The organism is Nocardiopsis sp. CC223A, assembly GCF_030766825.1.
Lineage (GTDB): Bacteria > Actinomycetota > Actinomycetes > Streptosporangiales > Streptosporangiaceae > Nocardiopsis.
In genome coordinates this window covers 33681-49121 of sequence record NZ_JASFDV010000033.1, presented here as the reverse complement: position 1 = coordinate 49121, position 15441 = coordinate 33681, and the positions used below count along the sequence as shown (strand labels likewise).

At 73.5% G+C, this 15441-nt stretch carries 16 protein-coding genes; 7 read left to right on the top strand and 9 right to left on the bottom strand.

Going from position 1 to position 15441, the window contains the following annotated elements; all coding sequences use genetic code 11:
* Window positions 1-3: 3 nt before the first annotated feature.
* The 4 genes from QJS33_RS15385 (at window position 4) to QJS33_RS15370 (ending at window position 2346) form a co-directional block, all read left to right on the top strand.
* Window positions 4-699 (top strand): carbonic anhydrase, encoded by a 696-nt coding sequence (locus QJS33_RS15385; protein WP_306368656.1) that lies wholly within the window; start codon window positions 4-6, stop codon window positions 697-699.
* A 292-nt stretch (window positions 700-991) separates the two neighbouring features.
* A complete protein-coding gene (locus QJS33_RS15380; RefSeq protein WP_306368655.1) occupies window positions 992-1465 on the top strand; it encodes a hypothetical protein in 474 nt (157 codons plus the stop codon).
* A 98-nt stretch (window positions 1466-1563) separates the two neighbouring features.
* Window positions 1564-1935 (top strand): hypothetical protein, encoded by a 372-nt coding sequence (locus QJS33_RS15375; RefSeq protein ID WP_306368654.1) that lies wholly within the window; start codon window positions 1564-1566, stop codon window positions 1933-1935.
* 174 nt (window positions 1936-2109) lie between these two features.
* A complete protein-coding gene (locus QJS33_RS15370) occupies window positions 2110-2346 on the top strand; it encodes a hypothetical protein (protein WP_306368653.1) in 237 nt (78 codons plus the stop codon).
* A 154-nt stretch (window positions 2347-2500) separates the two neighbouring features.
* On the opposite strand, the gene QJS33_RS15365 is transcribed toward QJS33_RS15370, so the two are convergent.
* From QJS33_RS15365 to QJS33_RS15330, 8 genes are all read right to left on the bottom strand, one after another.
* Window positions 2501-3505, bottom strand: a complete 1005-nt coding sequence (locus QJS33_RS15365) for a sugar phosphate isomerase/epimerase (RefSeq protein WP_306368652.1) — start codon at window positions 3503-3505, stop codon at window positions 2501-2503.
* 55 nt (window positions 3506-3560) lie between these two features.
* A complete protein-coding gene (locus QJS33_RS15360) occupies window positions 3561-4241 on the bottom strand; it encodes a hypothetical protein (protein ID WP_306368651.1) in 681 nt (226 codons plus the stop codon).
* A 162-nt stretch (window positions 4242-4403) separates the two neighbouring features.
* Complete coding sequence (locus QJS33_RS15355; RefSeq protein ID WP_306368650.1) at window positions 4404-5261, bottom strand: sugar phosphate isomerase/epimerase; 858 nt, start codon at window positions 5259-5261, stop codon at window positions 4404-4406.
* 12 nt (window positions 5262-5273) lie between these two features.
* Window positions 5274-6479: a substrate-binding domain-containing protein gene (locus tag QJS33_RS15350; RefSeq protein WP_306368649.1), complete on the bottom strand. Its 1206-nt coding sequence runs from the start codon at window positions 6477-6479 to the stop codon at window positions 5274-5276.
* A gap of 2 nt (window positions 6480-6481) precedes the next feature.
* Complete coding sequence (locus QJS33_RS15345) at window positions 6482-7537, bottom strand: ABC transporter permease (protein ID WP_306368648.1); 1056 nt, start codon at window positions 7535-7537, stop codon at window positions 6482-6484.
* Window positions 7534-8631, bottom strand: coding sequence for an ABC transporter permease (locus QJS33_RS15340; protein WP_306368647.1), 1098 nt, complete (start codon window positions 8629-8631; stop codon window positions 7534-7536). Before QJS33_RS15340 ends, QJS33_RS15345 begins: the two co-directional genes overlap by 4 nt.
* Window positions 8628-10235 carry a sugar ABC transporter ATP-binding protein gene (locus tag QJS33_RS15335; RefSeq protein WP_306368646.1) on the bottom strand — a complete coding sequence of 536 codons (1608 nt, stop codon included), beginning with the start codon at window positions 10233-10235 and terminating at the stop codon, window positions 8628-8630. The genes QJS33_RS15340 and QJS33_RS15335 overlap by 4 nt, the downstream gene beginning before the upstream one ends.
* On the bottom strand, window positions 10232-11374 hold the full coding sequence (locus QJS33_RS15330) for a Gfo/Idh/MocA family protein (RefSeq protein WP_306368673.1): 1143 nt from the start codon (window positions 11372-11374) through the stop codon (window positions 10232-10234). The genes QJS33_RS15335 and QJS33_RS15330 overlap by 4 nt, the downstream gene beginning before the upstream one ends.
* Before the next feature lie 114 nt (window positions 11375-11488).
* Between QJS33_RS15330 and QJS33_RS15325 the strand changes: the two genes are divergently transcribed.
* Complete coding sequence (locus QJS33_RS15325) at window positions 11489-12712, top strand: ROK family transcriptional regulator (protein WP_306368645.1); 1224 nt, start codon at window positions 11489-11491, stop codon at window positions 12710-12712.
* 228 nt (window positions 12713-12940) lie between these two features.
* Here QJS33_RS15325 and QJS33_RS15320 read toward each other — a convergent pair whose 3' ends face one another.
* Window positions 12941-13471, bottom strand: a complete 531-nt coding sequence (locus tag QJS33_RS15320) for a DUF6069 family protein (protein WP_306368644.1) — start codon at window positions 13469-13471, stop codon at window positions 12941-12943.
* 127 nt (window positions 13472-13598) lie between these two features.
* Here QJS33_RS15320 and alr point away from each other — a divergent pair, with 127 nt between their 5' ends.
* On the top strand, window positions 13599-14726 hold the full coding sequence (alr, locus tag QJS33_RS15315; protein WP_306368643.1) for an alanine racemase: 1128 nt from the start codon (window positions 13599-13601) through the stop codon (window positions 14724-14726).
* Window positions 14727-14918: 192 nt separating this feature from the next.
* Window positions 14919-15437, top strand: coding sequence for a tRNA (adenosine(37)-N6)-threonylcarbamoyltransferase complex ATPase subunit type 1 TsaE (tsaE, locus tag QJS33_RS15310; RefSeq protein ID WP_306368642.1), 519 nt, complete (start codon window positions 14919-14921; stop codon window positions 15435-15437).
* The last annotated feature ends 4 nt before the right edge of the window (window positions 15438-15441 follow it).

Sequence of the window (15441 nt, the reverse complement as noted above, 5' to 3'; positions counted from 1 at the left end):
CCCATGGCCATTTCACGTCGTCACGCACTGCGCGCCTCCCTGGTCGGCGGCGCTGGAGCCGCCCTGGCCGCCGCGGTTCCCGCGTCCGCATGGGCCGATTCCGGAACCCCTTTCGAGGGAGGGGCCGCCGACGCCCTGCGCCTGCTCAAGCAGGGCAACCGGCGCTGGCGCAGGTTCGCCTCCCGCCACCCCCATGAGGGGCGCCGCCGCCGGATCGAGGTCGCGCAGGGGCAGAACCCCTTCGCCCTCGTCCTGGGCTGCGCCGACTCGCGCGTCGCCCCGGAGCTGATCTTCGACCGGGGCCTGGGCGACCTGTTCACCGTCCGCTCCGCGGGCGAGGTCCTGGACTCCTCGGTGCTCGGCAGCATCGTCTACGCCGTCGAGCACCTGGCGGTCCCGCTCATCGTGGTCCAAGGGCACTCCGGCTGCGGCGCGGTGACCGCCGCCGTGGAGGCCCACCGCACCGGGGAACTCCCGCACGGCCACGTCGGCTACCTCGTGGAGCAGATCCTGGAGGTCGTCGACTCCACCCCCGACGACGGGGGCGACTTCGTCGACGACTGCGTGCGCGCCAACGCCGAGCACGTCGCCGACCTGCTGCGCCGGGACACGGAGCTGGCGCCCTTCGTCGAGTCGGGCAGGCTGGACGTCGTCGCGGCCCGCTACGACCTCGAAGGGTACGGGGTCGACTGGCTCTGATCCGGATCGTAGGTCCCGAAAAACCCATACGACGATAAAGGCGATCGCCCGTTGCATTGCGGGCGATCGCCGTTTTCATTGTGCCTTACGTGCACAATCCTTTCAGGTCCGTCATTGCCGACTCGGGACTCCTGGCAGGTATAACGCAATAAATCTTGGAAAACCCAGCGAAAAGGTCCGTGCCCCTCTATCGTCGTGTCCTGTCCGTACCGGGGCGGCCCGCGGCCCCGCCCCCACGGGCCGCCCGACCCCGTCTTCCCAAAGGACCGATGTGCGCGCGATCGACCGACAGATGAGGGACCTGCTCCGGACGCCCGGGGCGCGCAGTGTCCACCTCGTCGACTGGCGGAGCGGGCGGACCCTCGTCCACGTCGGCGACGAGGACCGCCCCGAGGACGTCGTCGAGATCCTGCGGTCCGTGCACGCGGGTCCGCTGTACGCGGACCAGGCCATGGAGGACGTCGTCGTCTCCGACGGCGGACACCACGTCCTGGCCGCCGTCCTGGCCGGAGCCGACGGCCTGTGCCTGCGGCTGCGGGTGCGCCGGGAGGACGGGAACCTCGGTCTCGCCCTGCGGCACCTGCGGCACCTCGCCCGCACCGCGCGGGCACCCGTACCCCGACGCGACCGGCCGCCGCTGCCGGGCCGGGGGGCCGTCCCCCGGCCCCGGACCGCCGTCCCCGTGGACCGCGGCGTCCTGGAACGCGTCCTGGGCGCACTGCGCTCTCTGTCCACCGACCACCCCGACCGGGCGGTGACCGCGTGACCGGTGACGCCTCCCCGCGCCGTGCGGTCCACGGGCTGCGCCGTTGGATCACCGAGCGGGGGCGGACGCGCCGAACCATCCAAAGGAGAGAGAAGGACATGCCGAACATCGAAGCCGGGCTCAAAGAGATGATGGCGATCGACGGGGCGGTCGGCGCCGCCGTCGTGGACTACAGCAGCGGGATGGCACTGGGCACCCTCGCCGCCACCAACTCGCTCGACCTCACGGTCGCGGCGGCGGGCAACACCGAGGTGGTCCGCGCCAAGATGCGCACCATGGACCAGCTCGGCCTCAACGACGCCATCGAGGACATCCTCATCACGCTGTCCGGGCAGTACCACGTCATCCGGCCGCTCACCAGCCGCAAGGGCCAGGGGCTGTTCCTCTACCTGGCGCTGGACCGCTCCCGGGGGAACCTCGCCCTGGCCCGGCACTCGCTCAAGGGGATCGAGGAGACCCTGGAGGTCTGACACCGGGACCCGGTGCGGGCAGGGGAGGGGTTCCGCCCCTCCCTCCTGCCGCCCGCCACCGCCCTCGACGGACGGCTCCTCCGGCGGCTCCGCGGCGCCGCCGCCGATGATGGGGGACAATCGGGGAAGACCCCGCTTCCCCACAGCCGCCCCCATGTCCGAGGAGAACCGGCCATGTTCCGGATCGCCATCAGCCGCCTCGACGATGCGCGCATCGTCCCGGAGCACCGGGAGACCGTGCTCTCCGTCGACGAGGCCGTCCGTGCCGTCCTGGTCCGCCTGCCCGCCGCCGACCCGGCGGCGTTCAGCGGCCGCGCGGTCCAGGACTCGGTCAACCGGGTCAACGACTTCCGGCGCGACGTCGTGGCCGACGGCCGCGGATACCGGGTGGTCATCGCTCCCATGATGTGAACCGCGGCCGCCGCCTCCGAGCCCTGTCCTCGATGCCCTGCTGCGCCGCCGGGGCCGGGCGAGGCGCCGGCGGGGTTCTGGCGGGGCCGAGGGTTCCTGCCCTCTGGGGCCCCGAGCACGGACCGAAGCGAAGCGGAGGTTCGGGGAGTACTGCTCAGCCGGAGCCGAACGCCGAGTCGAACGACGCCTGCGGTGGGTCGTAGGCGTGGGAGCGGACGAACTCCACCGCCTCGGCCGCGCCCACCAGCCGGTCCATCCCCGCGTCCTCCCACTCCACCGAGATCGGCCCGGTGTAGCCGATGGAGTTCAGGACGCGGAAGCAGTCCTCCCAGGGCACGTCGCCGTGGCCGGTGGACACGAAGTCCCAGCCGCGCCGCGGGTCGCCCCACGGCAGGTGCGAGCCCAGCCGCCCGTTGCGGCCGTTGCCGGTCCGCCTGCGGGTGTCCTTGCAGTCCACGTGGTAGATCCGGTCCCGGAAGTCCCACAGGAACCCCGCCGGGTCGATGTCCTGCCACACCATGTGGCTGGGGTCCCAGTTCAGGCCGAACGCCTCCCGGTGCCCCACCGCCTCCAGCGCGGCCTGCGTCGACCAGTAGTCGTAGGCGATCTCCGAGGGGTGCACCTCGTGCGCGAACCGCACCCCCACCTCGTCGAACACGTCCAGGATCGGGTTCCACCGGTCGGCGAAGTCCCGGTATCCGGCCTCGATGACGTCCTCGCCCACCGGCGGGAACATCGCCACGTACTTCCAGATCGCCGACCCGGTGAAGCCCACCACCGTGGACACCCCGAGCCGGGCCGCGGCCCGCGCGGTCGTCTTCATCTCCTGGGCCGCCCGCCGCCGCACCCCCTCGGGGTCGCCGTCGCCCCACACCCGGGACGGCAGGATGTCCTGGTGCCGCCGGTCGATGGGGTCGTCGCAGACCGCCTGGCCGAGCAGGTGGTTGGAGATCGCCCACAGCCCCAGGCCGTGCCGTTCGAGGGTGCCGAGCCGGTCGCGTACGTAGTCGTCGTCGACGGCGGCCCGGGTGACGTCGAGGTGATCGCCCCAACAGGCCAGTTCCAGTCCGTCGTAGCCCCAGGAGGACGCCAGGGAGCAGATCTCGTCGAAGGGCAGGTCGGCCCACTGCCCGGTGAAGAGGGTGACCGGTCGTGTCATGGTCGGGCCTTTCGTCGGCGGGCCCCGGCTCGGGGCCGGGGCCGGTGGTCGGTCGTCAGTGGTGGTACTCGTGCTCGACCCGGGTCCCGGCGGTGCCGTCGGGCTCCAGGGCCCCCAGGCCGGGGGACGCGGGCAGGTGGACGTGGACGTGGCCCAGCCCGGCGGCGACCGCGGCCTCGTCCAGGTGCGAGGCCGCGGCCGACCAGCCGACCACGGCCTCGTTGCGCACGTCCATCGCCACGTGCAGCAGGTCCATGCGCAGGTCCTCGTCCTCCACCAGCGCGGCCTTGGAGTAGGTGTCGGCGACCACGACCAGCAGCGAGGCCGAGGAGACCAGGCCGGTGCGGACCGGGTCCGCGCCCTCCCGCACGGTCAGGCCGGTGACGGTCTCGTGCGCGGCGGTCCGCCAGCCGTGCACGGTCGCCGCGTCCACCACGTCCAGCGAAGGGTGGGCGCCGTCGGTGGGCAGCCACTCCGCCATCTCCTCGATGACCGGGGACAGGATCTCCTGCGCGGCGGCCGCGTCCTCGGCGAGCGCGGCCACGGCGTCCGCGTCACCGGGCCCCGCCCGCCCGCCGGACAGGACGAGCGCGACGATCAGCGCCATCACGACGGCCATCGCGGCGATGGTGAGCCACCAGGTCAGCGGGGTGGTGCGCGAGGGGTCGGGGAGATCCTCCGGGGGCGCCGGGGCGGGGACCTCCAGGGACGGGGGGTTCGGGTGGTCGGAGGGCATGGTGACGTCTCCTAGCGGGTGGGAGTCACCCTGCTCCCGGCGGCGCTTTCCGGCGAGCGCGGCACCGAGCGGGGTGGGGGCGTGCCGTGCCGGACGCGCCGCCCGCCCGGCCGCTGTGCGCGTACGGCCGGGTGCGGGCCGCGCCCCGTGTCCCGCCACTCCTCACCTTCCGATCGGGAGGGACCGCAGGAACGCCAGCCCGTCGACGGCGATCGCGTCCTGTGTCGCCGCCAGCGGCCGCCAGATGGAGGCCGCGGTGGCGATGGTGGCATTCTCCGCGGTGAAGGATTCGATGACCAGGGGGCCTGTGTAACGGATCGCGTCCAGCGCCCCGACGATCCCGGGCCAGTCCAGGTGGTCGGCGCCGGGGGTGCCCCGGTCGTTGGCGCAGACCTGTACGTGGGCGACCCGGTCGCCCGCCCGCAGGATCGCCGCCGGGACGTCCCGCTCCTCGATGTTCATGTGGTAGACGTCCAGGGCCAGGCCGCAGTGTTCCGACGGCAGGTCGGCGAGCAGCTCCAGGCCCTGGTCGACGGTGTTGAGGACGCTGGTCTCGTACCGGTTGAGGGGCTCCACCGCCAGCCGGACGCCCGCCTGCGCGGCGTGCTCCACGACCGGGGCCAGGGCCTCGGTCAGCTCCGCCGCCAGGGACGCCCGCCCGGCGGGGGACATCCGCCAGGTGCGGCCCACCGACGCGTAGGCGGGACCGGCGGCGACGGGCGAACCGACCGCCGCCGCCGCGTCCACGACCCGGCGCAGGTAGTCCTGTGTCGCCCGCCGGGTGCCCGGGTCGGTCGCGACCAGCTCCCGACCCGGGCCCATGACCAGCACGACGCGGGGCTCCAGACCCAGCCCGCTCACCAGGTCCCGCGCGCGGCCGGGGTCCCAGTCGCCGACGTCCTCCACGGGCAGCTCGATCACATCGAAGCCCCACTCGGCCACCCTCGGGGCGAGCCGTTCCAGGCCCTCCCCGGTCAGCGGTGACGTCCACACCCAGGTGTTGACCCCCAGCGCGCGCATCCGCCCCGCCTCCTACCGGTCGGTCCAGGCCTCGGGGAACCCGGGCAGGTCCTCCCCGCCGAACTTGGCGTAGTGCAGCGACGGCATGTCGGCGTTGCGGTCCAGGAACTCCTGGAGCTCGCCCTGGCGGATGGGCTCCTGCGGCAGGACCCACTCGGCCGGGACCTCCTCGCCGTCCAGGATCATGGCGGCGGCCAGCACCGGGGTGCGCCACTGGAAGTTGGAGTACACCGGCGCGATCGCGGTCAGCCCCTCCTCGTCCCACTTGCGCATGAAGCTGAGCTCGTCCTCGCCGGAGATCACCGGGTAGGGCCGCCCGGCGTCCTCGAACGCCTCCAGGGCGGCCACGGCACCGTCGCCGGCGTCCATCCAGATGCCGTCCACCTCACCGCGCTGGAGGTGCTGCGAGACCAGGTCCTTGATCTTGGCGCCGTCGCCCTCGGTGAACTCGTAGCCGAGCACGTCCAGCTCGCTCTCGCCGAAGATCTGCTGGGCGGCCGCCCAGCGGTGCTCCAGCACGTCCACGCCCGGCAGGATGCGCAGCGCCAGCACCGTCGACCCGGGCTCCAGGTTGTCCACCAGGAACTCCGCGGCGTCGGCGCCGTAGGCGTAGCCGCCGATCGGGTGGATGAACGTCACCATGCAGTCGGTGTTGACGCCGCGGTCGAACACGATGACCGGGACGCCGCTCTCGCAGGCCGTCTCCACCGCCGGGGTCAGGGTGGCGGTGGTGGACGGCGAGATGATGATGGCGTCGCAGTCGCCGGAGTCCACGAAGGCCTGGATGTCGGAGATCTGCTGGTTGTCGTCGTCGGCGGCGTCGGACACCCGGAAGTCGCCGATGCGGCCCTCCTCCTGGAGCGCCTCCACCTGCTGCTCCATGGTGATGAAGCCGGTGACGCGCCAGGGGTTGGAGACCGAGGCGTTGGAGAAGCACACCGTGGCGTCCTCCGGGGAGTCGTGGACGAACTCCGAGGTGTCCGTCCACTCCGGTTCGATCGCCTGGAGCCACGGCTCGTCGGGCGAGCCCTCCGGCGTGATCTCCCGCTGGGCGAGCTGGGCGTCGTACTCGGCCCGGTCGAACCACTCCGCGTCCGGGGTCGGCCCGGCGCCGTCCTCGCCTCCCGGCGCGCCGTCGTCGGGCGCGTCGGTGGTACACGCCGAGAGCATCAGTGTCAGGCCGGCGGTGCCGGCGAGCAGCATGCGTGAGATGCGCATGATTACCTCCTGGGGGTCCCGGGCTCGCGCTCGGGTTCGTGGTCCGGTCGCCGGCGCGGGCGCCCCGGCGGTCGCAGATCGCCGCGGCGGGCGGCGTAGGCCACCGCGGCGATGATGATGAGCCCCTGCACCGAGGGCTGGATGGTCGAGGGCAGGTAGAGCTGGTTGAAGAGGGTGAACAGGGCTTCGACGGTGAGGGCGCCCAGGGCGGCGGCCACGACCGTCCCGCGGCCGCCGCCCAGGACCACGCCGCCCAGCACCACGGCGGTGATGGCGGTGAACTCCAGCCCCTGGCCGACCTGTGCGGTGACCCCGGCGTAGCCGCCGATGAGGATCGCCGCGACGGTCGCCATGAGGGCGGAGCCGACGAAGGCCAGGATGCGCACCCGCCGCACCCGCACCCCGGAGAAGGCGGCGGCGACGTCGTTGTCGCCGGTCGCCATCAGGGAGCGGCCGAACGGGGAACGCATGAGGAACACGGCGCCGACGGTCAGCGCCAGGGCGATGAGCGCCGCCCAGGGCAGCTGCCCCAGGAACGGCAGGTCCTCGATCCCGCCCCGGCCGGGGACGCGGAACGCCTCCGACAGGGAGCCGGTGGGCGCGCCCCCGGTCCAGAACCGGACCGCGCCGAACAGGACGAGCATCATGCCCAGGGTGGTGATGATCGACGGCACCCCGAGGAATGTCGTGACCAGCCCGTTGACCAGGCCCACCAGCACGCCGAAGGCGAGCATGAGGACGATGACCGGGAGGGTCATGCCCTCCTCCCCGTCGATGAGCCGGGCCGCGATGACCACCTGGGCGCCGACCAGGGAACCGACCGACAGGTCGAACTCCCCGGACACGATGACCAGGTACTGGCCCACGGCCAGGATGACGAGCGGGGCCGCCTTCTTGGCGAAGGCCATGAGCGGGGGGCCCTGGAAGAAGGACGGGTTCTGGGTGGCTATGACCACGAAGATCAGCACCAGGATCAGCAGGACCGTGGCGGTGCCGCCCCGGCCCAGCGCGGACGGCAGGGCCGGGGGTGCGGATCGCCGGGCGGGCGTCTCGGTCATCGGCCGCCTCCTTCGGTGCCGGAGGTGACGGGGGCCGGGGCCGCGCCCGGATCGGACGGGGGAGCGGGTGGCGGCGGGCCGCCGGAGGGGAAGCGCACCCGTACCGCCGACCGGGACGGTCGGCCGCGGGCGTAGATGGCGACGGCGGTGATGACGATGACGCCGCGCAGCACGTCCTTGACGAACGGGTCCACCGCCAGCACGTTGAACACGGTGTCGAGGGTGGCCAGGATGAACACCCCGGCGATGGTCCCGGCCACACCGCCGCGCCCGCCCAGCAGGTAGGTCCCGCCGAGCACCACCGCGGCGATGGCCTCCAGCTCGTAGCCGTTGTTGTAGACCAGGGCGCTGCCGGTGCCGAAACGCGAGGCCAGCAACAGCCCGGCCATCCCGGCGGTCATCGAGCACAGGACGTGCGCGGTGATGACGGGGACCCGGTCGCGGACCCCGGACAGGCGCGCCACCTCGGCGTCGCCGCCCACCGCGTACATGTGGTAGCCGGTGCGGGTGCGGTGCAGGAACACGACCGCCGCGCCGGCCAGGACCAGCATGACCAGGGTGGACACCGGGAACACCCCGATGCGGGTGTAGCCGAAGGCCTGGAACGCGGAGGGTATCGCCCCCGCCGGGCCCTGGAAGTTGGTGTCCAGGTAGCCCTTGATGATGAGCCCGGTTCCCAGGGTGGCGATGAACGGGTTGACCCGCAGCCACGTGACGACGGTGCCGTTGGCCAGGCCGATCAGCGCCGCCAGACCCAGGGTGGCGGCGATGCCCAGGGGGACGCGGGCCGGGTCGCCCGCCATGACGGTGGCCGCGACCACGGTGGACAGGGCCGCCACGTACCCGACCGACAGGTCCAGGGAACGGCACAGGATGACCAGGGTCTGGCCGATGGCGAGGAACCCGAGCAGACTGCTGCGGGTGAACAGGTCCACGGTGTTGGCCGTGGTGAAGAGGTTCTCGCCCCGGGACGCCACGTAGAGGGTGCTGAGCACCAGCAGCAGGCCCAGGGCCAGGTAGACCAGGCCGGTGGTGCCGGTGCGGGCCCACAGGGCGCGGACCGTGGCCGGCGGGGAGGCGGGGGGAGCGCTCACGGTGCGGCCTCCTCGTGTCGGGGGTCGTCGGAGTGGTCGGCCGCCGCGGCGGTGATCCGCGGGTCCTCGACCCCGGGGCCGGCGGGCTCGGCCGTGGAGCCGGTGGCCAGCGCCATGACCTCCTCCTCGCCGGAGCCGCCGGGCAGCTCGCCCGCCACCCGGCCGTCGGCCAGGACGACGAGGCGGTCCGACATCCCGATCAGCTCGGGCAGCTCCGAGGAGATGAGGACGATCGCCACCCCCTGCGCCGCCAGCTCCCGCATCAGCCGGTAGACGGCCTGCTTGGCGCCGACGTCGATGCCCCGGGTGGGCTCGTCCAGCACCATCACCCCGGGCTCGGTGGCCAGCCACTTGGCCAGTACGACCTTCTGCTGGTTGCCGCCGGAGAGGTAGCGCACCTCCTGGGTGTCGCCGCCGCGCGCCACCAGCTCCAGGCAGGACAGCACCCCCGGCAGCCGGGCGGCCCGCGCGCCCGAGCCGAACGGCCACACCGCGTCCAGGACCAGGCGGGCGTTGGCCAGGACCGACTGGTTCAGGGCCAGGCCCTGGGTCTTGCGGTCCTCGCTCACCAGCACCAGGCCCGCCCGGATCGCGGTCCGGGGCGAGCGCGGGTCCACCCGGCGCCCGTCCACGCGGACCCCGCCCCGGGTGAAGCGTTCGATCCCGAACAGGGCGTGCGCGATCTCGGTGCGTCCGCTGCCCTGGAGCCCGGCCAGGCCCACGATCTCGCCGCCGCGCACCTCGAAGGAGATGTCGTCCAGCCGGGAGTTGCCGCCGCCGGCCACCTCCAGGCGCACGTCGCCGTGGTGGTCCCCGGTCGGCTCCAGGGGATCGGGGAAGACCGCCGACACCGGGCGGCCCACCATCATGCGGACCAGGTCGGCCGGGCGGGTCCCGGCGGCGTCCACGGTGTCGACGAGGCGACCGTCCTTGAGGACGGTGATCCGGGTCGCCAGGTCGAAGATCTCCCGCATGCGGTGGGAGACGTACAGCACCGCGACACCGCGTTCGAGCAGGCGGGCGATGATCCGGTAGAGCACCTCCACCTCGCTCTCGGCCAGCGCGGCGGTCGGCTCGTCCATGGAGATGACGCGGGCGTCGTGCGAGAGCGCCTTGACGATCTCCACCACCTGCTGCTGGGCCACCGACAGGGACCGGACCCGGGCCCACGGCTCGATCCCCACCAGGTCCAGGTCGGCGAGCAGGGCCGCGGTGGCGCGCTCCATGGCGCGGGCGTCCACGGCGCCGAACCGGCCCCGGATCTCCCGGCCCAGGAACACGTTCTCGGCGACGGTGCGCTCCGGGAGCAGGTTGAACTCCTGGAACACCGTGGCCACCCCGGCCCGCTGGGCCTGGACCGGGTGCTCGAAGGAGACCGGGCCGCCGTCCAGCTCGACGGTGCCCTCGTCGGCCGGGTGGACCCCGGCCAGGACCTTCATCAGGGTCGACTTCCCGGCGCCGTTCTCGCCCACCAGGGCGTGCACCCGGCCCGGGTACAGCTCCAGGTCGACGCCGTGCAGGACGCGCACGCCGAGGAAGGACTTGCCGATGCCGCTCATGCGGACCACCGGTTCTGCGGGGGGTGCGGGAGGTGCGGCGTTCATCCCCGGTCCACCTCGGATATGTCGACCCAGCGGCGTTCCCGGGCCGAGAGCAGCACGGCCTCGGCGATGACCGCCGCGCGCAGCCCGTCGGCGAAGACCGGAAGGCCCTCGGGCGAGCCTCCGGAGACGGCGTCGGCGGTGTCGGCGACCAGGGCGTTGAAGCAGTCCTGGTAGCCCTGCGGGTGGCCGACGGGGACGGCGGCGAGCCGGGCGGCGTCGGCGCTCAGGTCCGGGGCGTCCCGGGAGATGATCCCGGTGCGCCCGCGCCCGCCCGCCCACAGGGTCTCGGGGCGCTCCTGGTCGAAGCGCAGCGAGCCCTCGGTGCCGGAGACCTCCAGCACCAGGCTGTTCTTGCGGCCGGGGGAGACCTGGCTGATGACCGCGCCGCCCACGGCCCCGCCCGCGGTCGCGAACTGGAGGGTGACCAGGTCCTCGGTGTCCACCGGGCGCCCGTCGCGGACGTCGTTGAACCGGCCGGTCCGGGCGCTGACCTCGGTGATCCGGTCGCCGGTGACGAACTCCAGCATGTCGCACCAGTGCGAGCCGATGTCGCCGAACGCCCGGGAGGGCCCGCCGATCCGCGGGTCCACCCGCCAGTTGTCCTCCTGTGGGTACAGCAGCCAGTCCTGGAGGTAGCCGCCGTGGGCCAGGCCGACCCGGCCGATGGCGCCCGCGGCGACCAGCGCGCGGGCCTCGCGGACCATGGGGTGGAAGCGGTAGGCGAAGGGGACGACGGCGACCAGTCCGGCGGTCGCGGCGGCGGCGGTCATCTCCGCGGCGGTCCCGGCGTCGGTGGCCAGGGGCTTCTCGCACACCACGTGCTTGCCGGCCGCCAGGGCCGCGAGGGTCAGGGGTGCGTGGAGGTGGTTGGGGACGCAGACGTGCACCACGTCCACGTCGTCGCTGCGGATCAGGTCCAGGGCGTCGGCGTGGGCGCGCCCGACGCCGTTGGTGGCGCGGAAGGCCTCGGCCTTCTCAGGGGAGGAGCCCGCCACCCCGACGACGGCGCCCCCGTGGGCGCGGACGGCGTGGCTGTGGACCCGCCCCATGAAACCGGTGCCGATCACGGCGGCCCGGTAGGCGTTCGGCACGGTCGCCCTGACATCGGATCCGCTGCCGATGCTTGTGACCTTACTCACTGACATGCTCGCACCGTACGCCCGACTTCTGTCGATGGTCAAGCATAAGTTGAGAAACGTGACCGCAATAGACTCTTCCGAGGCGGTCAATAGATCCTGTGCTTGACTTGTCCCATGACGGAAGATGCGCTGACCGGTCCGCCGGCCCACGGACTCCGGGCCGCTCCCACCACGACCGCGCCCGGGGCGGGCACCCTGCTCCAACTGCTGCGCGACGGCCGCCCCCGCACCCGGTCCGAGCTGGCCGGGGCCACCGGCCTGGCCCGGTCCACCGTCACCCAGCGGGTGGACGCCCTCCTCGCCAGCGGGCTCATCGGCCCCGCGGGCGAGGCCGTCTCCACCGGCGGCCGCCCGCCCACCACGTTCTCGTTCCGGCCCCGGGCACGGGTCGTCCTCGCCGCCGACCTGGGCGCCACCCACGCGCGACTGGCCCTCACCGACATGGCCGCCGAGGTCATCGCCGAGGACCGCGCCGACCTCGACATCGCCCTGGGCCCCGAACACGTCCTCGACTGGGTGGTGGAGCACGGCCGGGGGCTGCTCGCCCGCGCCGGCCGCGACGTCTCCGAGCTGCTGGGCCTGGGCATCGGCCTGCCCGGCCCCGTCCAGCACTCCACCGGCCGGGCCGTGAACCCGCCGATCATGCCCGGCTGGGACGGCTTCGACGTGCCCGGCTACGTGGGGGAGCGGCTGGCCGTCCCGGTGCTGGTGGACAACGACGTGAACATCATGGCGATCGGCGAGCACCACACCGCCTGGCCCACCGCCAGCCACCTGATGTTCGTCAAGGTCGCCACCGGCATCGGCTGCGGCATCGTCAGCGAGGGGCGCGTGTACCGGGGCGCCCAGGGCGCGGCCGGGGACATGGGGCACATCCACGTCGCCAGCGGCGCCGACAGACCCTGCCGCTGCGGCAACACCGGCTGCCTGGAGGCCGTCGCCAGCGGCGCGGCCCTGGCCGAGGCCCTCACCGCCGAGGGCGTGCCCGCCCACGGCGCCCGCGACGTGGTGGAGCTGGCCCGCAACGGGTCCGTCCCGGCGCTGCGCGCCCTGCGCCAGGCGGGCCGCGACATCGGCGAGGTGCTGGCCGCGTCCGTCAACATGTTCAACCCGTCGGTGATCGTCATCGGCGGGGCCCTGGCCCTGGCCGGGGACCACCTGCTGGCCGGGGTGCGCGAGGTCATCTACCAGCGGTCGCTGCCGCTGGCCACCGAGCACCTCAGCATCGTGTCGTCGGCGGCCGCCGAGAGCGCGGGCGAGATCGGCGCCGCGGTGCTGGTCATCGAGCACTGCCTGAGCCCGGAGCACGCCGACCGCCTCATCGCCGGGACCGCCTGAGAGGCCGGAGGGGCGGCATGGACGGGCGCCCCCGCCGGACTCGCGTCCGCGCGCACAGCGCAATTCCGGCGGGGATGTTCGGCCTCCCGAGCAGTGCCCCTGATCGGTCGCCGCACGTGACCGGCCGCCTGCCCGGACGTCACCGAGGCGTCAGGACACGCCGGAGGGGGCGGGACCCGGTCGGGCCCCGCCCCCTCGGCGGTCGTCGGTGGGACTGCTCGGCAAGGGCTACAGGCCGCGGGGCTCGCCGCGGTACTCGGCCCGGCCGACGTCGGGCAGGATGCCCTCCTGGTGCAGCACCGGCCTCTCCCCGGAGCGGGGCTCGCGGCGCACCACGGCCGTCCGGGCCACGCTGCTCACCAGGGTGGCGATGGCCACCCCCGCGACCAGGTTGATCGCCGCGGTGCCGACCTGGCTGGCGGGCTCGGCGCCCTGGGTGAACGGGGTGACCACCGCTATGGCGGTGATCAGTCCGATGATCCACCCGAAGAACGCGCGGGCGCGCGGTGCCGCCACCAGCAGCAGGTGCATCAGGGCCGTGGCCGCCAGGGCGGCGACACCCGCCATGAAGGCGTAGGCCGCGGTCCCCGCGTCACCGAGGTAACCGGCCTCCTCCGGGGCCAGCACCGGGATCCCCAGGACACCCCGCATGATCAGGGTGCCCACCAGGACGACCAGTGCGGCCACCACCGCCGTCGCCAGCCCGCCCGACCACAGGCGGACGGCGTTGACGGGACGTTCAGTCGCGAACTCGCTCATGCCGATACCCCCAGATACGGCGTCGAGTATCGTCGCACTCCGTATACATCCGGATACGTCCGAACTCGGTCACAGCCCACATACCCGCAGCTCCACAGCGGTAACCCACACGTGGAACACTGGGGACATGGCTCACTTCGCGCACGCCCGCGTCGACCTGGACGCGATCTCCCACAACGCACGGCTGCTCCGCGGGCGTGCCGGCGGGGCGGCGCTCATGGGCGTGGTCAAGGCCGACGGCTACGGACACGGCATGCTCCCCGCCGCCCGCGCGCTGCTGGCCGGCGGGGCGACCTGGCTGGGCACCGCGTTCATCCACGAGGCGCTCGGACTGCGCGCGGCCGGGATCACCGCGCCCGTGCTGGCCTGGATCATCCCGCCCGGCGAGCCGGTGGGCGAGGCCATCGGGAACGGCATCGACCTGGGCGTCAGCGACCCCGCGGTGCTGGAGTCCGTCCTGGCCGCGGCCCGCGAACTGGGCCGCACCGCGCGGGTGCAGCTCAAGATCGACACCGGCCTGAACCGGGGCGGCATCGGCCACGCCGAATGGGGACCGCTGGTGGAGGCCGCCGCGCGCGCCGAGGAGACCGGGCACCTCAAGGTGAGCGGGATCTGGTCGCACTTCGCCTGCGCGGACGAGCCCGGACACCCCTCGATCGCCGCCCAGCTCTCCGTGTTCCACGACGCCCTGGAGTCCGCCGCCAAGGTCGGCCTGACCCCCGAGGTGCGCCACATCGCCAACTCGGCGGCGCTGCTCACCCTGCCCGAGGCGCACTTCGACCTGGTGCGCGGCGGCATCGCGAGTTACGGGCTTTCCCCCATCCCGGATTACGACGTGCCCGGATTGCGGCCCGCGATGACCCTGCGCGCCCGCGTCGCCCTCACCAAACGGGTGCCGCCCGGCAGCGGCGTCTCCTACGGCCACCGCTACGTGACCGACCGCGAGACCACCCTGGCCCTGGTGCCCCTGGGCTACGCCGACGGCGTGCCCCGGGCCGCCACCAACAAGGGGCCGGTGCTCCTGGGCGGACGCGAGCGCGTCATCGCGGGAACAGTGTGCATGGACCAGTTCGTTGTCGATGTGGGCGACGACGACGTGGCCGCCGGAGAGTACGCGGTGCTGTTCGGCGATCCGGCCGAGCACCCGGGCGCGCCGAGCGCCCAGGACTGGGCCCGGGTCCTGGACACCATCCCGTACGAGATCGTCACCCGGGTGGGCGTCCGGGTCCCGCGCGAGTACGTCGGCGGCGCCTGACCCGCCGCGGACGATCACGCCGACCGCGTTCCGGCCGGTCAGGGGCGTGCCGGGAACGATCGTGGCCGATCGTCCACAACCGGTCACACGCCCCGCCCGACCCGCCTAACCTGGGGTGGAGGGGACACCCGAGGTCGTGCCCTGCCCCGGTCGGCCACCGCCCGAACCGTACCGACGAGCTTTGCGAGCCCGATGACCAACGTGACGACCACAACGAAAGCGCCCACCGTCCACACGGTGCACGCCGCCACCGACGGCGCCATGCGCGCCCTCGGCCGTGCCCTGGCCGACCTCAGCCGACCAGGCGACCTGCTGATCCTGTCCGGCCCGCTCGGTGCGGGCAAGACCACCCTCACCCAGGGCCTGGGCCGGGGGCTGGGCGTGCGCGGCTCGGTCACCTCCCCGACCTTCGTCATCTCCCGCATCCACCCCTCGCTGGTGGGCGGCCCCTCCCTGGTCCACGTGGACGCCTACCGGCTGGGCGGGCCCGACGAGATCGACGACATCGACCTCGACATGACCCTCCCCGAGTCCGTCACCGTCGTGGAGTGGGGCGAGGGCGTCGCCGAGGGGCTGTCCGAGGACCGGCTGGAGATCCGGATCGAGCGCCACCCCGACGACACCCGCACCGTCCACCTCACCCCGGTCGGTCGGCGCTGGGCGGACGTCGCCCTGCCCGTCGCCGTCGACGACGAGAACACGGAAGACTAGACCC

Excerpts from the sequence above, each read along its gene's own strand:
- QJS33_RS15385 (WP_306368656.1), top strand. The coding sequence starts at position 4 with ATGGCCATTTCACGTCGTCACGCACTGCGCGCCTCCCTGGTCGGCGGC.
- QJS33_RS15380 (WP_306368655.1), top strand. The coding sequence starts at position 992 with ATGAGGGACCTGCTCCGGACGCCCGGGGCGCGCAGTGTCCACCTCGTC.
- QJS33_RS15375 (WP_306368654.1), top strand. The coding sequence starts at position 1,564 with ATGCCGAACATCGAAGCCGGGCTCAAAGAGATGATGGCGATCGACGGG.
- QJS33_RS15370 (WP_306368653.1), top strand. The coding sequence starts at position 2,110 with ATGTTCCGGATCGCCATCAGCCGCCTCGACGATGCGCGCATCGTCCCG.
- QJS33_RS15365 (WP_306368652.1), bottom strand. The coding sequence starts at position 3,505 with ATGACACGACCGGTCACCCTCTTCACCGGGCAGTGGGCCGACCTGCCC.
- QJS33_RS15360 (WP_306368651.1), bottom strand. The coding sequence starts at position 4,241 with ATGCCCTCCGACCACCCGAACCCCCCGTCCCTGGAGGTCCCCGCCCCG.
- QJS33_RS15355 (WP_306368650.1), bottom strand. The coding sequence starts at position 5,261 with ATGCGCGCGCTGGGGGTCAACACCTGGGTGTGGACGTCACCGCTGACC.
- QJS33_RS15350 (WP_306368649.1), bottom strand. The coding sequence starts at position 6,479 with ATGCGCATCTCACGCATGCTGCTCGCCGGCACCGCCGGCCTGACACTG.
- QJS33_RS15345 (WP_306368648.1), bottom strand. The coding sequence starts at position 7,537 with ATGACCGAGACGCCCGCCCGGCGATCCGCACCCCCGGCCCTGCCGTCC.
- QJS33_RS15335 (WP_306368646.1), bottom strand. The coding sequence starts at position 10,235 with ATGAACGCCGCACCTCCCGCACCCCCCGCAGAACCGGTGGTCCGCATG.
- QJS33_RS15325 (WP_306368645.1), top strand. The coding sequence starts at position 11,489 with ATGACGGAAGATGCGCTGACCGGTCCGCCGGCCCACGGACTCCGGGCC.
- QJS33_RS15320 (WP_306368644.1), bottom strand. The coding sequence starts at position 13,471 with ATGAGCGAGTTCGCGACTGAACGTCCCGTCAACGCCGTCCGCCTGTGG.
- alr (WP_306368643.1), top strand. The coding sequence starts at position 13,599 with ATGGCTCACTTCGCGCACGCCCGCGTCGACCTGGACGCGATCTCCCAC.
- tsaE (WP_306368642.1), top strand. The coding sequence starts at position 14,919 with ATGACCAACGTGACGACCACAACGAAAGCGCCCACCGTCCACACGGTG.